Origin of the sequence: Parabacteroides sp. AF48-14 (assembly GCF_003477465.1) — a bacterium.
Taxonomy (GTDB): Bacteria; Bacteroidota; Bacteroidia; order Bacteroidales; family Tannerellaceae; genus Parabacteroides; species Parabacteroides acidifaciens.
The window spans coordinates 1-17,188 of sequence record NZ_QUDI01000002.1 but is presented as its reverse complement, the minus strand read 5'-3'; the positions used below and the strand labels follow the sequence as shown (position 1 = coordinate 17,188).

Sequence of the window (17,188 nt, the reverse complement as noted above, 5' to 3'; positions counted from 1 at the left end):
AACCGTAATATTAGAACGTGAATCGTAGCGCAATCCTGATACCTCCCTTTTTGATATCGGGGTGATTCAGGTAAGTCAGTCGTCTGTAATAATCGATGCGCAATATCTTGAATATGTTTTCCAGACCGACGCTACATTCCATATAAGGCGTATTGCCTAATGGCTGTGTTCCTTCCGGCAACAGGAAGAGTCCCGGAGTCAAAGTCGGATTGTTTTTATCCGTCAACCCGCCGTATATCATATTAAAGGAAACCACTTCGCGCAGGCGCAGCCACTTAATTCCCGGAATGCGGTTTAGTATCCAACCCTTCAGGTAGTAAGTCGCATTAAAGGATACATATTGGTCGGTGACAAACTCCAAGGCACTCATCATGTGGAACGCTTCCGGCTGGATTGTAACGGACTGGTTTGTGTTGGGTAGGACCAGCAGAGGGAAAGGAACTTTATCCCAAACCTTTCCAGCTTTCAATTGCGCATCGATATGTCCGAATGAAGACAACCAGATACGCTTTTCGGCGCTGATCTCCGTATGGTTATAATTGTAGTCACCTCCTAATACGCCTTTAATGCCCAACTGGTGGGAGAGTTTGAAGACCGGGGCATCTTTAGACAGGTTGAATACGGATTCTTTACCTGAACGCCCATTATAAGACCGTTCACCCGGGGCGAAGCGCAACTGTGTTCCGATCTCGGATGTCGTAAAATCTTTCAGCAGGTATAATTTGCCGGTCTCGTCGCGTTTAATGTACTGGAGCGTTCCGGCTGCTTCATTGTTTTGATTCATCAGCCATGACTTCCAAGTCAATCCGTTCAGCCATTCCTTCTCATATTGCAATACACTTTTACGGATGTACTGCATCTTCGTAACGGGTTCGCCGACTTTCCAGGCGACAAAAATGTTATCTTTACTGGTGAAAAGGAAGTCCTGCCCAGGTGTGTACACGTCATATTCCTGGATAAACGATAAGTTGTTGACCGGATTTTCCCCTTCGTGATATTCTTTTTTATTGAAACTATGCGTCAGCTTCAGGTTGTATTTTAATTTACGGTCGTTTGTTCCATATGCCAGATATCCGCTTGCAAACCAATACGGACTCAGATTTGCCGTTGTCATTCCTCCGACACGCATACGGAAACCTTCCAGATGGTTCGCACTGAAAGTCGTATTCATCGGGCCAAAGTCGAACTTGGTCACTTTTTTATCGTTCGCAGTCGGAATATAACCCGTAATCAGTATCTCCGCCGTCTTGATAATGGCATTGAAAGCTGGGACCTTGCGCAATTGAGCCAATAAGTCTTTCAAGGCATCTTCTTTTTCTTTCAGAGGTATGGGACGGTTATGCATCCAGAAAGTATCGGGTTGCGCGGTCGCTTCCGGCAAGACATGTAACGCCCCCAAGAGGCCGAAAACCGAATCGGCATTCTGGACATTGAAATTATAGTTATCATAGTTCCTGAGCTGATGGGCATATAGTTGTTGTGTCCCTTTCACCACATAGAAATTGACAAAGGTGTTTTCCTGGTCGATCACCCAGGTACTGTCCGGCATCCGCTTGAATTCCTGTTCGATACGCAGTTTGTCTACCCAGTTCAGGTTGATGTTGGCAGGTGTGTTCAACAATACCTTTTTGACAGCATAATTACCGTCGAGAGTTATGTAAAGCCGTCCGGTAAACCCGTAACTTTCGCTGTTCGCCGGAACGAAAGCGAGGTCAACGCATTTATCACCTCCTATATCGAGCGTGTCCATGATATAGTAGTGGTAATAAGTGGTCGCCAACGTAGAGGATAAAGGGCTGACGAAACGGTTCAACAGGATAGGGATGTTATTATCAAAGATGTTGACGCTCTTGAATATTTCTTCCAGATTGGAAGTGATGCCACCGCCATCATCCAAAGATTTGTCGATTCCCTGCATGCGCTTGGCCCTTACTATTGTCTTCTCTGTCTTAGGACTTTTCCGGTAATAGAAATCCGACAGGTTTTCACGAACGGAAACGGTCAGGATCGGTTTACCGTTGAATTCGGATGTGTCCAGATAGTTCTTGATAAACTTAAACTTCTTCAGGAATTTATTCTTGTCAAGATTCGGGTTGAAGTTGTCCAACGACAAACTCAATTTTTCATACACTTCTGTCTGGTACTCCGGTTTGGCTTCAATCCGGTTGTCATTCTTATGTGCAATTACATTTTTGATGAGCTCGACTGCCGGATTATCTTTCCGGGTATATTTTTCCCGCTTCGGTTTGATTACGACTTCGGATATTTCGAAAGCGGTCGGTTTGAGCAAAAACACTAAATTGTCGTTCTTTTGACCGGGTTTGAGATCGATAAACTTAGTGTCATATCCTAATGAGGCGGCTGCCAGCTTCGTATATCCCTCATTATTTTGAAGAGTAAACGCTCCGTCGTCGTCTGTCATTGCTCCGATAGTGGATCCGTCAAAATATACGGACACAAATGGGAGCGGCTCACCGGTGATCGAATCTTTTACGATACCGGAAGCCGATGTAAAACTCTGAGCGTATAAGATGGAGATGCCTGTTACTGACTGTAACAAAGCTATTAATAATATATAACCAATAAGTTTCATCATGTATGTAACGTTCTTCCTTCTCGGAAATGTAGGAACAAAGGTAGACTTTTTTATTGGTTAGATAAGTATGGCAATATTAAGTTTTTTATCTTTTAATATTTATACAGGATAGTAAAGATGAGATTTATAGATAAATTCTCCATATATTTGCTCTCTCTAAAAAAGGGACGAGAGATTGGGTCGTGGGATTTATCAATAATTGGTTATTTGCCTTATTATCCAAGAAAAACCTCAAAATTTAATTATGATTAAAAATTTGAAGCAAACAATCGCTCAAGAAGCAAGATTGGAAGATGTAGTTCAGAAATATGCGGAATTGCATCGTGGAAGTAAATCAGGAAAAACACTAATGTGTAGTTGTCCATTTCATAAAGATGACGAAAAATCTTTTAAAATAAAAGTAACGGATCAAATCTACGAGTGTGATGTCTGTAAAGAAGCCGGTGACGTTGTCCGCTTGACACAACAGTTAGTCGGTTGTAATGAAGGGGAAGCATTACGCCTTTTGGTGGATTGGTTCCATATTCCGATTGATGAAAATGGATTGGAATGCCTTGCCCGCAAGAGTAAGCGGAAAAAGGAAAAAGAAAAGAGTATGTTTACTGCCAAGCATAGAGAAAAAGAGTTCAATATGTTATTAAACTCTTTCACCTCCAACTCATGCAGTAGTCCTCTTTTAGCCTATGCCCATCAATATTTGGAGCTTGGTGTGGCGGCAGATATCCTTCCGGATACCTATGAACAGATTTCCGGATGCAAGCTCTTCCCTGTTCGGGATGATAGCGGAAGTTTACAAGGTTTTCTTAAATACGTTCCGGAAGAAAAAGAAGAAGAAGGCTTTTGCATTCCTGCAGATTTGAGAGAAACAAACCTGTTGGGGCTTTATCAGGCAATCGAGGCTATAAAACGATGCGGTTTTGCATATTTGGTATGGAACAGCAAGGATTTAATGATCATGCATGCCGCAGGTTTCACCAATACGGTAGCCTGTTGCGGGCCGGAACTGACTTATCGCCACATCGAATCGCTTTTAAAACAGACGAATCAGGTTGTCTTTATGTACCCCGATGAAATATCCAAACAGGTCAGAGCGACAAAAGCGGCCGCCCGATTATCGCATCTTTCAATAACTCCATATCGTTTTCCTTTGCCAAGAAAAGGATTATCATCTTTATACTATAAGATGGAACCAGCCCGATTTGAGTATTTTATCCGTCAGTCTACCCGTCTGAATTATCTGGATGCGGTAAACGTACGTCTTATTGCCCGATTAGAGGAAATAACGAAACAGCTGGCAAGCGTGCAAGTATTGGAAGAGAAACTCCAGTTACGGTCCGAGTTGATTCAAGTGCGGAACAAGGTTGACAAGCTGACCGGTCTTTTAGATAGAAACTGGGGCTATTTATATCGATATTTCGGATAAATTGATTGCGAGATAAAAAAGCAGGATGAAAGCGCATACAAGAAAGAAAAAGATTATGGCGGTGACTCTGACCGGGTCGGTAGCCAATTTCCTGTTACTGGTTTTCAAATTTGTAGCAGGCGTATTGGGACACAGTAGTGCCATGATTGCAGATGCCGTCCATTCTCTTTCCGACTTTGTTACGGATGTAATCGTACTGCTTTTTATCAATATATCGTCAAAGCCGAAGGATGAAGGGCATGACTACGGGCATGGTAAGTATGAAACGTTGGCCACTTCGGTCATCGGTATCGTCCTGATGTGCGTAGGAGTCGGCCTTTTCTGGGAAGGGGCGAATAAGATATATGGATTTTATTTCATGGATGAGCCGCTTGAAAGTCCGGGAAAGATTGCCCTGCTCGCTGCTGTCGTATCTATAATGATAAAGGAGGCGTTGTTTCGCCTGACCCTTTCTGTCGGCAGGCGGGAAAACAGCCAGGCGGTTATTGCGAATGCCTGGCATCATCGTTCGGATGCTTTTTCTTCCATAGGCACGGCGCTTGGAATCGGCGGTGCAATCCTGTTGGGCGACAACTGGCGTGTGCTGGACCCGATCGCGGCTGTTATCGTCAGTATCCTGATTGTAAAAGTGGCTTTCCAGTTGGTCCTCCCTGCAATAAATGACCTGTTGGAGAAATCATTGCCTAAAGAAGTGGAAGACGAGATCCTTTCAGTCATTAACGAGACTCCGGACGTGAAGAACCCGCATAATCTGTGTACCCGCCGTATCGGCAATGATTTTGCAATCGAGGTTCATATCCGTGTGGACGGCCAGACAACCGTCAGCCATGCACACGAACTGACAAAAGAGATAGAGCGGAAATTACGGTTGAAATATGGTCCGGCAACTCATATTGTTTTACATGTCGAACCGGTAAAATGAAGGAAGATGAACGATACGATAAAGTTATATAGAGGAGAAGTTTTCGACTTTACAGATTCGCCTTTGGACAGAAGTGACGCTTTCCGGTATTTCCCCGACGGAGCGTTGGTCGTGAAGGAAGGGATCATAATCGATTGCGGGCCTTTCAAAGAACTCGAAAGCCACTACGCTGGTTGTGAACGGATCAACTATTCCGACAAGCTGATAATGCCGGGCTTTATCGATTCTCACATCCATTATCCGCAAGCCGAGATTATCGGGATGTATGGGAAACAATTGCTTGAGTGGCTGAATGACTATACTTTTCCTGCCGAACAGGCTTTCTCGTCTCCGGAGCATGCCGAACGGATCGCACGCTTTTTCGTGCAGGAACTGTTCCGGAACGGGACGACGACCTGTATGGCATATGCGACTGTGCATGCCGCATCCGTCAATGCCCTTTTTTCGGTTGCTTCGGAATATAATATGTGTATGATGACCGGAAAAGTGCTGATGGACCGTAATGCGCCGGATGGTTTGACCGACACGGTCGGGCGGGGAGAGGCCGAAAGCCGTTCTCTGATCGAAGCCTGGCATAAGAAAGGGCGTAACCGTTATGTGATCACTCCCCGTTTTGCGATCTCCTGCTCGAACGAACAACTGAGGCCGCAGGACGCCTGCATGAGCAATATCCGGATACTTATATCCAAACGCATCTTTCCGAAAATAAGGAGGAAATCTGTAATACACTTTCCTTGTGTCCCGGCTGCCGGGATTATTTAGAAGTGTACGAACGGGCGGGACTGGTTACAGACCGTTCGGTTTTCGGCCATTGCATCCATCTGTCGGATTCGGAATGCCGCCGCCTGGCAGAAGCCGGTTCGGTTATCGCTCATTGCCCGACTTCCAATCTCTTTTTAGGAAGCGGCCTGTATGATATGCGGCAGGCCAACCGGATCGGCATGCAGACCACGCTGGCGACCGATGTCGGTGCCGGAACGTCTTACTCCTTGCTTCGTACGATGGGCGAATCTTACAAGGTGCAGCAACTCAACGGATATCCGATGTCCGTACTGGAATCCTTTTACAAATGTACTTTAGGAGCCGCAAAGGCGCTCCATCTGGAGGATGAAACAGGCAGTTTTGAAAAAGGCCGGAAGGCGGACTTCATCGTTCTCGATTATGCCGCCACCCCTTCCCAACAAATACGCCGGGAATATCTGGAACGCAATGGGAAATGGGAACTGGAGAACAAACTCTTCGGTTTGCAAACTTTAGGGGATGACCGTAACATTGTGGCAACCTATATCATGGGGAAACGAATGTGAAGTCTTTGCGACTGAAACTAAAGTGTCTGCGGTCGAAACTAAAGTTTCAGCCGAGGAAACTAAATTTTCGTCCCGTGAAACTAAAGTTCCATCGGCATGAAACAAAAGTTTCAACTGCACGGAATTGTTGAAACTAAAGTTTCAGACTTTCGGATGCTTGAAACTTTTTTGTAATCTCCTAAAACACTTGCATTTCGTTCCTGACTGTCGTCACGCCGATCAAGCGGTCGTAGCGGGCACCCATCGGGCGGAAGTAGACGTAGATGCTATATTCGTTTTGCGTCTGGTAGAAGTTGCCTTCTATCGGTCCGGTCTGTCCGACCGTAGATCCGGTAGGGACAAACAAATATTGGTAGTTGTAGCTGCCTTGTTTCAGCAGGACTGCTTTTTCGTATTGGTTTGTTTCGAAGTTATAGCCCATTTTACTCTTTTCGTCCAATACATTATTATACAGCTCACCGTTCAGATAGACGTTTCCATCGGGCAACGGGTCACAGGCAAGCGCGAAATGCACGATGTAGTAATCGGCTTCCGTATCGGGATCGTTGCAACCGCTGCAACGGATGAAGAAACGCCCGTCCTGGTCCTGGTCGTACTGATAGGTCCCTTTGTCCCGCTTATAATCGGTCATCAACTCCACATTATAATAAGGGTTGTGATAAGAGATGTCTTCGACGTGCATCCCGTTATATTTGTTGCTCAGGAACTCCATACGCCGGTATTCGTTTCCGGCAGGGAAAATCAGGTTGCGGTTGTAAGTATAGGAAATCTGGTTTTCTAAAATGCTCATCGGCTGCAGGTCGGTGACGGCATTATCGCGCCGGTTGTCCTGATAGACATATATCTTCAGGTCTGTTTGCGGATAGGTGATCGGGAAATTCTTGTTATTGATGGTGAAGCTGACCTGCTGATGGCTCTGGTTGGTGTCGATGTCCGTATTCCCGCTGACGGAAGCTGCGATGTTGACGACAGGTTCGGCCACCGAGAAACAGGCCGTAAACACGATCTGGTCCGGATTGTCTTCCTTATAGACCTGTATGGCGTAATTTCCGGAAACTTTGAACTGGACGTCGTCGTTCGGAAGCAACAGGCGATAGTTGGAATATTGGGTGGTTGTCCCGATGGAATTGGCAAAATCGTCGATTGTCATTCCCTGGAAACCGTTCATGTATTCGATGGGGCTCAACTGCGACTGTGTCCAGTCGGCATTGCAGTGTATGACGTTGTAGGCATACCGTGTGTACCCGCTGCCCAAACCGTCGAAATTGATTTCGATCCGCTCGTCGCCGCCCAAAGCGATATAAGGCTCGGATATCAACTCGCCGGCCACTTTCACCTGAAGCGTCTTTATCTGTTTGTTGTTGACGTCGGTAAAATACTTCACTTGTGCATTTGCCCCGATGGAAAGGGCAAAAAGCGACATAAAAAGCAAACTGTACACTCTCTTTTTCATATTTCTTTCTTTGACAATGCAAAATTATGGAATTATTTCTTTAATTATTTCCTTTCGCCTGCTTTAAAGCATAAAAAATTGCTTACTTTTGCGGGAAAATTACATATAAACAATTTTAGTTGTATCATGGCAAATGTGATTAAGATTAAAAAGGGTTTAGACATTAATCTGAAGGGCAAAGCTTCGGACGTACTGTTAAACGGGGGGAAAAGCGATACTTACGCGATCGTTCCCGATTATTATAACGGTATTGTACCCAAAGTTGTTGCCAAAGTAGGAGAAAAAGTCAAAGCCGGTTCTGTATTGATGATCGATAAGAACCGCCCGGAGATCAAGTTTGTTTCGCCTGTCAGTGGCGAAGTAACTGCCGTAAACCGAGGAGAGAAGCGTAAGGTGCTTAGCATTGTTGTTAAGCCGGATGCGCAGATCGAGTACGAGGACTTCGGCAAGAAAAATGTAGCTTCTCTGAAAGGAGAGGAGGTTAAGGACGCAATCCTGAATGCCGGTTTGTGGCCTTATATCAAACAACGTCCGTATGACATCGTCGCTTCGCCGGCAGATGCTCCGCGTGACATCTTTGTTTCTGCATTCTACTCCGCACCGTTAGCGCCGAACTTCGATTTCATCGTGAAAGGTCAGGAAGCAGATTTCCAGACAGGGTTGGATGCATTGGCAAAGCTTACCGCCGGTAAGGTTTATGTCGGTGTCCGCAAAGGTTCTTCCGTCAGTGTGAAAGGTGTTGAAACAGTGGAAGTGGAAGGTCCGCATCCTGCAGCGAATGTGGGAGTACAGATTAATCACATCAAGCCTGTCAACAAAGGCGAAGTGGTTTGGACGGTAAATCCTGCCGATGTGATCGTAATCGGCCGTCTGTTCAATAAAGGTATTGCCGATTTCAGCCGCCTGGTTGTGCTGACCGGTTCCGAAACGACAGAAAGAGGATATATCAAGGCTATCTCCGGTTGTACGGTTGACAGCCTGGTTGCCGGAAAGATCCTGAAAGGGAACGAAGACGTTCGTATCATCAGCGGTAATGTGCTGACCGGTACGAAGGTGATGAAAGACGACTACTTAGGCGCTTACGACAATCAGATTACCGTAATCCCGGAAGGCGACGAAACATACGATTTCTTCGGTTGGGCTACTCCCGGCTTTGGAAAATACAGTGTCAGCCACTCTTTCCCGACCTGGCTGATGGGTAAGAACAAAGAGTATGTAATCGACGCCCGCATCAAGGGTGGCAAACGCGCCATGATCATGTCTAACGAATACGAAAGCGTATTCCCGATGGACATCATGCCGGAATACCTGCTGAAGGCAATCATCACGTTCGATATCGACAAGATGGAAAACTTAGGTATCTACGAAGTGGCTCCCGAAGATTTTGCACTTTGCGAATTTGTTGACACATCCAAGCTTGAAATCCAGAAGATCGTTCGTCAGGGCTTGAATCTGTTATACAAGGAAATGAATTAATAACATTAAAAAATTAGAATACATTGAAAGCGTTAAGGAATTACCTCGACAAGATTAAGCCTAACTTTGAGGAAGGCGGAAAGCTGGCGATGTTCCGTTCTGTTTTTGAAGGTATCGAAACATTCTTATTTGTTCCGAATGCGACTTCCAAATCAGGCGTACATATTCATGACTATATTGACTCGAAGCGTACGATGACCGTGGTTATCATAGCTTTGTTGCCCGCTTTGCTTTTTGGTATGTATAATGTCGGTTATCAGCATAACCTTGCGGTTGGTACTGATCCGGGATTTCTCATGACTTTTATTTTTGGTTTTCTGGCTGTATTGCCTAAAATCATTGTTTCGTATGTGGTTGGTTTGGGTATCGAGTTTGCGGTTGCCCAGGTGAAGAAGGAAGAAATTCAGGAAGGTTTCCTGGTTTCCGGTATCCTGATCCCGATGATCGTTCCGGTGGACACTCCGCTGTGGATGATCGCTGTTGCCACTGCATTCGCTGTTGTTTTTGCAAAAGAAGTATTTGGCGGTACGGGATATAATGTATTTAATGTAGCCTTGGTTACACGTGCATTCCTGTTCTTTGCCTATCCGGCAGCCATGTCGGGCGACCAGGTGTTTGTCCGTACAGCCGACACGTTCGGTATTGGTGGCGGCCAGGTTGTGGACGGTTTCTCCGGTGCAACTCCGCTGGGACAGATTGCAATTGCAGGCAAGGAACTGATCAATTCGTTCCAGGCTGTCGATGTTCTCGGACATCCGATTTCCACATGGGACATGTTCTTGGGTCTGATTCCGGGTTCAATCGGTGAAACATCCGTATTGGCAATTCTGATCGGTGCCGTAATCCTTCTGTTTACAAGAATCGCAAGCTGGAAGACAATGGTTTCCGTATTTGTCGGTGGTGCTGTCATGTCATTGATCTTCAATATGGTCGGAACGACAGTTTCGATGTGCGTATCTCCGCTGGATCAACTGTTCCTGGGCGGTTTCGCATTCGGCGCCGTGTTTATGGCTACCGACCCTGTCACTTCAGCCCGTACGGAAACAGGTAAATATATCTATGGCTTCCTGGTTGGCGCCATGGCTATTATCATCCGCGCGTTGAACCCGGGTTATCCCGAAGGTATGATGCTCGCTATCCTGTTGATGAATGTATTTGCTCCGCTGATCGACTACTACGTAGTGGAAGCTAACATCAACCGCAGATTGAAACGTGTAATCAAATAAAGTAAGAAGGAGTATGGCTAAATATAAATGTAAAGTATGTGGATATATCCACGAAGGAAATAAAGCTCCGGATGTTTGTCCTATATGTGCAGCTCCTGCTTCCGATTTCGAAGAAGTGAAAGACGAGGCTGCAGCCAAGAAGGGTATGAACCGGGATAGCAATGTTTATACGGTTGTATATGCTTCGGTAATGGTTGTTCTGGTAGCCGTCGTGTTGGCTTTCACTTCCCAGTCGCTGAGAAGCTTCCAGCAGAAGAATGAAGAAAACGACAAGCGCCAGCAGATTCTGCGTTCCATCAACGTAGCGGTTTCTGCCAATGAAGCTGAAGCTAAATATAACGAATTGATCAAGGAGGCATTCCTGGTAAATGAAAACGGACAGAAGGTGGACGGCGATGCTTTTGCTGCCGATGTAGTAAAGGCTGCAACCGAACACGAATACCCGGTTTTCGTAGCTAATGTAGACGGCCAGACAAAATACATCATGGCTTTGCATGGTGCAGGTCTGTGGGGCCCGCTGTGGGGATATATTTCCGTAGATAGCGATAAGAACACGGTGTACGGCGCCGACTTCAGCCACCAGGGGGAAACTCCGGGTCTGGGTGCCGAAATCGCCAAGCCGGCGTTCAGCAGTGAATTTAAAGGCAAAAAGCTGTTTATGGATGGAACATTCAAATCTGTTGCCGTAGTAAAACCCGGCAAGAGTGTGGAAGGCCAGGATTATGTTGACGGTATTTCCGGCGGTACGATCACCAGTAAGGGTGTCGACGCGATGTTGTTCAACAGTTTGAGTGGTTATGTCAAATTTTTAACCTCACAAAATTAAGAGAAGATGGGATTATTATCGAATAAGAATAAAGAAGTTCTGTTAGGCCCGCTTAGCGCCAACAACCCTGTTGTCGTCCAGATGCTGGGTATCTGCTCTGCGCTGGCTGTAACATCAAAACTGGAGCCGGCTATTGTAATGGGTATTTCAGTAACGGCTGTTGTGGCTTTTGCCAACGTAATCATTTCATTGATCCGTAATACAATTCCTAACCGTATCCGTATTATTGTACAGTTGGTGGTTGTCGCTGCGTTGGTAACTATTGTTAGTGAAGTGTTGAAAGCATTTGCTTACGATGTAAACAAACAGCTTTCCGTGTTTGTCGGTCTGATCATTACCAACTGTATCCTGATGGGACGTCTGGAAGCATTTGCTTTGGGTAACGGCCCGTGGGAATCATTCCTCGACGGTATCGGCAACGGCCTCGGGTATGCGTTGATACTGGTGATCGTCGGTTTCTTCCGCGAACTGTTAGGTTCCGGCACACTGTTAGGCTTCCAGGTAATTCCGCAGGCATTCTATGACTTCGGTTATGTGAACAACGGTTTGATGATCCTGCCTCCGATGGCGTTGATCGTGATTGCTGTGATTATTTGGGTTCATCGTGCTCGTAACAAGGAACTTCAGGAAAATTAATGCTAACTATTAAAAGAATAATAGAATGGAAGAATTATTAAGCACATTCGTCCGCTCGATTTTTGTAGACAACATGATCTTCGCATACTACTTGGGTATGTGTTCGTTCGTGGCTGTTTCCAAAAATGTGAAGACAGCTTTAGGATTAGGTATAGCAGTGACATTCGTGCTCTTGTGTACACTGCCGATCAACTATATGCTTGAAAACTATGTACTGAAAGAAGGTGCATTGAGCTGGTTGGGACCGGATTTCGCAAACGTGAATCTGAGCTTCCTCGCTTTCATCATCTTTATCGCCGTTATTGCATCTTTCGTGCAATTGGTTGAAATGGTTATCGAGAAGTTTTCACCCTCTCTGTATGCTTCCCTGGGTATCTTTTTGCCGCTTATCGCTGTAAACTGCGCTATCCTGGGTGGTTCTCTGTTTATGCAGCAGAAAGCATTTCCGAATGTAGGTGTTGCAACTGTGTATGGCTTAGGTTCTGGTATCGGATGGTTGCTGGCTATCGTAGGTATGGCTGCTATCCGTGAAAAACTGGCATATTCAGACATTCCCAAACCGTTGAAGGGTCTTGGTATTACCTTCATTATCACCGGTTTGATGGGTATGGCCTTTATGTGCTTCTCAGGTCTTAAGATTTAAGTATTAACGCATTAAATAACAGATAAAGATGATTTTATTAATGTCGGGCGGACTTACAATCGCAGCCAGTGCAGTTGTTTTCCTTGTGATAACACTGATTCTGGTAGCCGCACTTTTGTTCGCTAAAGCAAAATTGGTACCATCCGGAAATGTAAAGCTGGAGGTAAATAAAGAAAAAGAAATAGAAACTCCGATAGGCGGAACGCTGTTGGGCGCTTTGCAGAGCGGGGGTATCTTCCTGTCTTCTGCCTGTGGTGGTGGTGGTAAATGTGGCCAGTGCCGTGCGCAGGTAATCGATGGCGGAGGAGAAATCCTGCCGACTGAAAAGGGCTTTTTCTCTCGCAAGCAGATCAAGGAACACTGGCGTCTGGCATGCCAGTGCAAGGTAAAGGAAGATATGGTCGTTCAGGTTCCGGACGAAGTATTCGGCGTAAAGGAATGGGAATGCGAAGTGATCTCCAACAAGAACGTGGCTACTTTCATCAAAGAGTTTATCGTAGCATTGCCTAAGGGCGAACACATGGACTTCCTGCCGGGTTCTTATGCCCAGATCAAGATTCCTGCATACTCAATGGATTATGACAAAGATATCGACAAGAACCTGATCGGTGACGAATATCTGCCGGCATGGAAAAACTTCGGTTTGTTCACGCTGAAATGCAAGAACGACGAGCCGACTATCCGTGCTTATTCTATGGCTAACTATCCTGCGGAAGGCGACCGTATCATGTTGACGGTTCGTATTGCCACACCGCCGTTCAAGCCGAAACCTCAGGTGGGCTTCCAGGATGTGATGCCGGGTATCGCTTCTTCTTATATCTTTACCCTGAAACCGGGTGATAAAGTGACGATGAGCGGTCCTTACGGTGATTTCCATCCGATCTTCGACTCCAAGCGCGAGATGATGTGGGTCGGCGGTGGTGCCGGTATGGCTCCGTTGCGTGCGCAGATCATGCACATGACAAAGACGTTGAAGACAACAGACCGCAAGATGTCATACTTCTACGGTGCCCGTGCACTGAACGAAGTGTTCTATTTGGAAGACTTCCTGGAAATCGAAAAAGAATTCCCGAACTTCACATTCCATCTGGCGCTCGACCGTCCGGATCCTGTAGCCGATGCAGCAGGCGTGAAGTACACGGCCGGTTTCGTTCACCAGGTAATCTACGATACTTATCTGAAGGATCACGAAGCTCCGGAAGATATCGAATACTACATGTGTGGTCCGGGCCCGATGTCAAAGGCTGTGGAAAACATGTTGGACAATTTAGGTGTGCCGCGTGAAATGTTGCATTTCGACGACTTCGGTGCATAAACGATCATTCGATCAAAATAAAAGAAGCGGGAAGAGATTTTTTCTTTTCCCGCTTTTTATTTTAGAACTATTCTGTTTATTAGAATGTTATCCTTGTAAATCAAGGGAAGGGAAACTCGGTATTACAAATGGGTGACAAAAAAAATACATTTCTTTTGTAATATAGTGCAGCGTTTCCCGTTCTAAATACATCATACTTGTATATGATTTTAAAATTGCAATAGATTATGAAAGCGTTGATATTATCTTTTTTTGCGGTTATCTTAGGTTATTCTCTCATTTTCAATGAGAAGGAATCAGCGGAACAGCCTGTTATAAAGGATAGTAATTCTGTCTATGTCGACAGGCCGGCCAATACTCAAATAAGCGATTCCATTTTGATTTACAAGGACCAAACCGCATCCATCCTGTAATTTACAGCTCGTCATATCCGGGAATACCGTTCAGAAAGACATAAGTCTGGTTGTTGTAGTCGATCTTGCAACAATAGTGGTTGAGTCCATTGCTTACGATCAGGTATTCGACATGCAAAACCATATTATAACGCGCAATCTGGTCGAATACGGCATTTGTGATGCTGACGGTAGGGGCTTTGTACTCGACAATTACCAAAGGCGCTAAAAAGCGGTTATAGGCAACCGTATCGCAGCGTTTTGACGTTCCATTCAATTTTACCAATACTTCATTGGCCAGAAGTTCTTTCGGATAATTTTTGAAAGAAATCAGATAGTTGACAAAATGCTGGCGTACCCATTCCTCCGGAGTCAGGGCTACATATTTACGGCGTACGGGATCAAAGATCGTACGTTTTCCATCTTTTTCTGTTACTTTAGGCGCGAAACCAGGCAAGTTTAATGTCAGCATTTACTATATTTGTTCTTTTATTCTGCGAAAACAGTCCATCAAAGGTAATGATTTATGAAAACAAAACAAGAAATTGTCGAGAATTGGTTGCCGCGCTATACGGAACGGAAACTGGAAGACTTTGATAAATATATCCTGCTTACCAACTTTACGAAATATGTGGAGCTGTTTGCAGAACATTTCAATGTCCCGATCTTAGGGCTGAAGAACACGATGCCGAATGCTTCCGCCAACGGTGTAACGATCATCAACTTTGGAATGGGTAGTGCGAATGCGGCTACGATCATGGACCTGTTGTCTGCGATCAAACCGACGGCAGTCCTTTTTCTGGGGAAATGTGGAGGGTTGAAAAAGACGAATAACCTGGGCGACTACGTCATGCCGATCGCTGCCATACGCGGGGAAGGAACTTCAAACGAATACCTTCCGGCGGAAGTACCGTCGCTTCCGGCCTTCTCGATGATGCGTGCCATTTCGTCTGCAATCCGCGACCGGGGAAAAGATTACTGGACCGGTACCGTTTACACAACGAACCGGCGGGTATGGGAATACGATAACGATTTTAAAGATTATCTTCGGCGGACGCATGCCACCGGCATCGATATGGAAACAGCAACACTGTTTACGGCAGGCTTTGCCAACAAAATCCCGACAGGCGCGCTGCTGATGATTTCCGATAAGCCGATGGAAGAAGACGGAGTGAAAACGGAAGCCAGTGACCGGGCCGTGACAAAAAACTTTGCAGAAGAGCATCTCATGTTGGGAGTGGAAGCGCTTCGTCAGATTATCGACGGAAAGAAAACAATCCGTCATATCCGCTTCAGTTGGTAATTGGAATAAAAGAGAGATTACGCGAAAATATGGCTAAAAAAGAATATACATACGAGGAAATATGCCGGGATATAGTGGCAAAAAAGTTTGCGCCTGTCTATATTATGATGGGTGACGAACCTTTTTTTATGGACCAGATAACGGAATTGTTGCTCGAAAATGTATTGGAGGAATCCGAACGGGATTTTAACCAGGTTATCATGTATGGAGCCGATACGGATGCAGCTGCGATAATAAATGCGGCACGCCGTTTTCCGATGATGTCAAAATATCAGTTAGTGGTAGTCCGGGAAGCACAATTAGTTCGTGATATAGAAGTGCTGTCGAACTATGTAAAAAATCCATTAATGTCGACTGTTCTGGTCATTAATTACAAATATAAAACACTGGACCGCCGTAAGGCATTAGCGGCTGCGACCGATAAAATAGGCGTATTATTCGAGTCTAAAAAAATCCCCGATTATAAGATGCCGGCCTTTATCGGTTCATTCATGCAACTACGTTCTATAGGGATCGATAATAAAGCCGCTCAAATGCTCTCAGATTTCCTTGGAAACGATTTAAGCCGCTTGAGCAAGGAATTGGATAAACTGGCGTTGATCCTGCCGGAAAAGGGAGCAAAACGCATCACGCCGGAGTTAATAGAGCAGAACATCGGAATCAGTAAAGAATACAATAACTTCGAGCTGATAAAGGCACTTGCCATGAAGGATGTCCTGAAGGCAAACAGGATTGCCCAGTACTTCGAAAAGAACCCGAAAAGCAATCCGATCCAGATGACCCTTCCTGTATTATTTAACTACTTCTCAAACCTGTTGATCTGCTATTATACGAAGGACCGTTCCGAGACCGGTCTGATGACGGCACTTGGTCTTAGGGGAACTTTCCAGGTCAAAGATTATCTTTTGGGAATGCGAAACTATTCGGCTATGAAGGTCTTTAACCTGATCAGTGATATCCGTATGACGGACGCCCGCTCGAAAGGAGTGGAAAATACATCGGTATCGGATGCCGAACTTCTGAAGGAGCTACTCTACAAAATACTTCATTAAACAACTTTTTATACCCAATAAGCAGAAAGAAGGGGCTTTTTCCTGGAATAACAAAAAAATAGACCGGAAAAATAAGCCTCTTCTTTTTGTTTTTCAGTGCATTATACTCATTTTAACCCACTCGTGAGTTGAATATTTATCCTCGCCTTACCATCCGTTCACAAAAATCATCAAAAAAGAGAGGTTTAGCCTTCACCAATGCCAAAAGAGATTGGCCAGGTAAGATAACATTCGTAAATCGGGACATTCTGTCAGTATCCCATAATATCAAAACAAATTATAGTGTTTAAATGTAAACTTAATTACAAATGTTACGATTGTAAACACAGCTGTTTGTGTAATTTATGTACGAATACAATTGTATTCTGTAAACAAAATTCAATAAGGAAACATTTGTTTATGTTTACATTACTATTATAAACTGATAAAAACAGACCTTTCAGCCAAACTTTCTATTTTTCGCATAAATAAGCATAAACCAGTTAATTACGTTGAAATATTAATCTGACACGTTAATTATAAGGCTACATCTGTGTACAAATGCTCATAAAAACAAAGAATAATCTTGTTTTTGTATTTTATAATAATAAGGATAACAATAAAATAGGTTACATAGTG

At 44.9% G+C, this 17,188-nt stretch carries 13 protein-coding genes and 1 pseudogene; 11 read left to right on the top strand and 3 right to left on the bottom strand.

The genetic code is table 11. The features are described from left to right. Positions 1-10 precede the first annotated feature (10 nt). Positions 11-2,596 (bottom strand): DUF5686 and carboxypeptidase-like regulatory domain-containing protein, encoded by a 2,586-nt coding sequence (locus DW083_RS01330; RefSeq protein ID WP_122331166.1) that lies wholly within the window; start codon positions 2,594-2,596, stop codon positions 11-13. A 199-nt stretch (positions 2,597-2,795) separates the two neighbouring features. Between DW083_RS01330 and DW083_RS01325 the strand changes: the two genes are divergently transcribed. The 3 genes and pseudogenes from DW083_RS01325 to guaD all read left to right on the top strand — a co-directional run bounded on the left by DW083_RS01325 (position 2,796) and on the right by guaD (position 6,248). Next, positions 2,796-4,019: a CHC2 zinc finger domain-containing protein gene (locus tag DW083_RS01325; protein ID WP_147382075.1), complete on the top strand. Its 1,224-nt coding sequence runs from the start codon at positions 2,796-2,798 to the stop codon at positions 4,017-4,019. A gap of 25 nt (positions 4,020-4,044) precedes the next feature. Continuing rightward, a complete protein-coding gene (locus DW083_RS01320; protein ID WP_115498995.1) occupies positions 4,045-4,941 on the top strand; it encodes a cation diffusion facilitator family transporter in 897 nt (298 codons plus the stop codon). Between the two features lie 6 nt (positions 4,942-4,947). Next, positions 4,948-6,248 (top strand): annotated as a pseudogene (gene guaD, locus DW083_RS01315) (guanine deaminase). A gap of 178 nt (positions 6,249-6,426) precedes the next feature. Here guaD and DW083_RS01310 read toward each other — a convergent pair. Then, positions 6,427-7,701 (bottom strand): DUF5103 domain-containing protein, encoded by a 1,275-nt coding sequence (locus DW083_RS01310; protein ID WP_122331164.1) that lies wholly within the window; start codon positions 7,699-7,701, stop codon positions 6,427-6,429. Between the two features lie 126 nt (positions 7,702-7,827). Here DW083_RS01310 and DW083_RS01305 point away from each other — a divergent pair, with 126 nt between their 5' ends. The 6 genes from DW083_RS01305 to nqrF are packed head-to-tail and all read left to right on the top strand — an operon-like array spanning position 7,828 to position 13,823. Next, positions 7,828-9,177, top strand: coding sequence for a Na(+)-translocating NADH-quinone reductase subunit A (locus DW083_RS01305; RefSeq protein WP_122331163.1), 1,350 nt, complete (start codon positions 7,828-7,830; stop codon positions 9,175-9,177). Positions 9,178-9,200: 23 nt separating this feature from the next. Beyond that, entirely contained in the window at positions 9,201-10,403 is a 1,203-nt protein-coding gene (locus DW083_RS01300) for an NADH:ubiquinone reductase (Na(+)-transporting) subunit B (protein WP_115498999.1), read from the top strand. A gap of 13 nt (positions 10,404-10,416) precedes the next feature. Next, positions 10,417-11,229 carry an NADH:ubiquinone reductase (Na(+)-transporting) subunit C gene (gene nqrC / locus DW083_RS01295; RefSeq protein ID WP_115499000.1) on the top strand — a complete coding sequence of 271 codons (813 nt, stop codon included), beginning with the start codon at positions 10,417-10,419 and terminating at the stop codon, positions 11,227-11,229. Between the two features lie 6 nt (positions 11,230-11,235). Continuing rightward, positions 11,236-11,865, top strand: coding sequence for an NADH:ubiquinone reductase (Na(+)-transporting) subunit D (locus tag DW083_RS01290; protein ID WP_115499001.1), 630 nt, complete (start codon positions 11,236-11,238; stop codon positions 11,863-11,865). A gap of 25 nt (positions 11,866-11,890) precedes the next feature. Further along, positions 11,891-12,508, top strand: a complete 618-nt coding sequence (gene nqrE / locus DW083_RS01285; protein WP_115499002.1) for an NADH:ubiquinone reductase (Na(+)-transporting) subunit E — start codon at positions 11,891-11,893, stop codon at positions 12,506-12,508. Between the two features lie 28 nt (positions 12,509-12,536). Then, entirely contained in the window at positions 12,537-13,823 is a 1,287-nt protein-coding gene (gene nqrF / locus DW083_RS01280) for an NADH:ubiquinone reductase (Na(+)-transporting) subunit F (protein ID WP_115499003.1), read from the top strand. Between the two features lie 414 nt (positions 13,824-14,237). Here nqrF and DW083_RS01270 read toward each other — a convergent pair whose 3' ends face one another. Then, on the bottom strand, positions 14,238-14,687 hold the full coding sequence (locus DW083_RS01270) for a type I restriction enzyme HsdR N-terminal domain-containing protein (RefSeq protein ID WP_115499005.1): 450 nt from the start codon (positions 14,685-14,687) through the stop codon (positions 14,238-14,240). Between the two features lie 54 nt (positions 14,688-14,741). Between DW083_RS01270 and DW083_RS01265 the strand changes: the two genes are divergently transcribed. Next, the gene (locus DW083_RS01265) at positions 14,742-15,518 is read left to right on the top strand and encodes an AMP nucleosidase (RefSeq protein WP_115499006.1); all 777 of its coding nucleotides are present in this window, start codon (positions 14,742-14,744) and stop codon (positions 15,516-15,518) included. Positions 15,519-15,547: 29 nt separating this feature from the next. Beyond that, positions 15,548-16,570, top strand: coding sequence for a DNA polymerase III subunit delta (gene holA, locus DW083_RS01260; protein ID WP_122331162.1), 1,023 nt, complete (start codon positions 15,548-15,550; stop codon positions 16,568-16,570). Positions 16,571-17,188 lie beyond the last annotated feature (618 nt).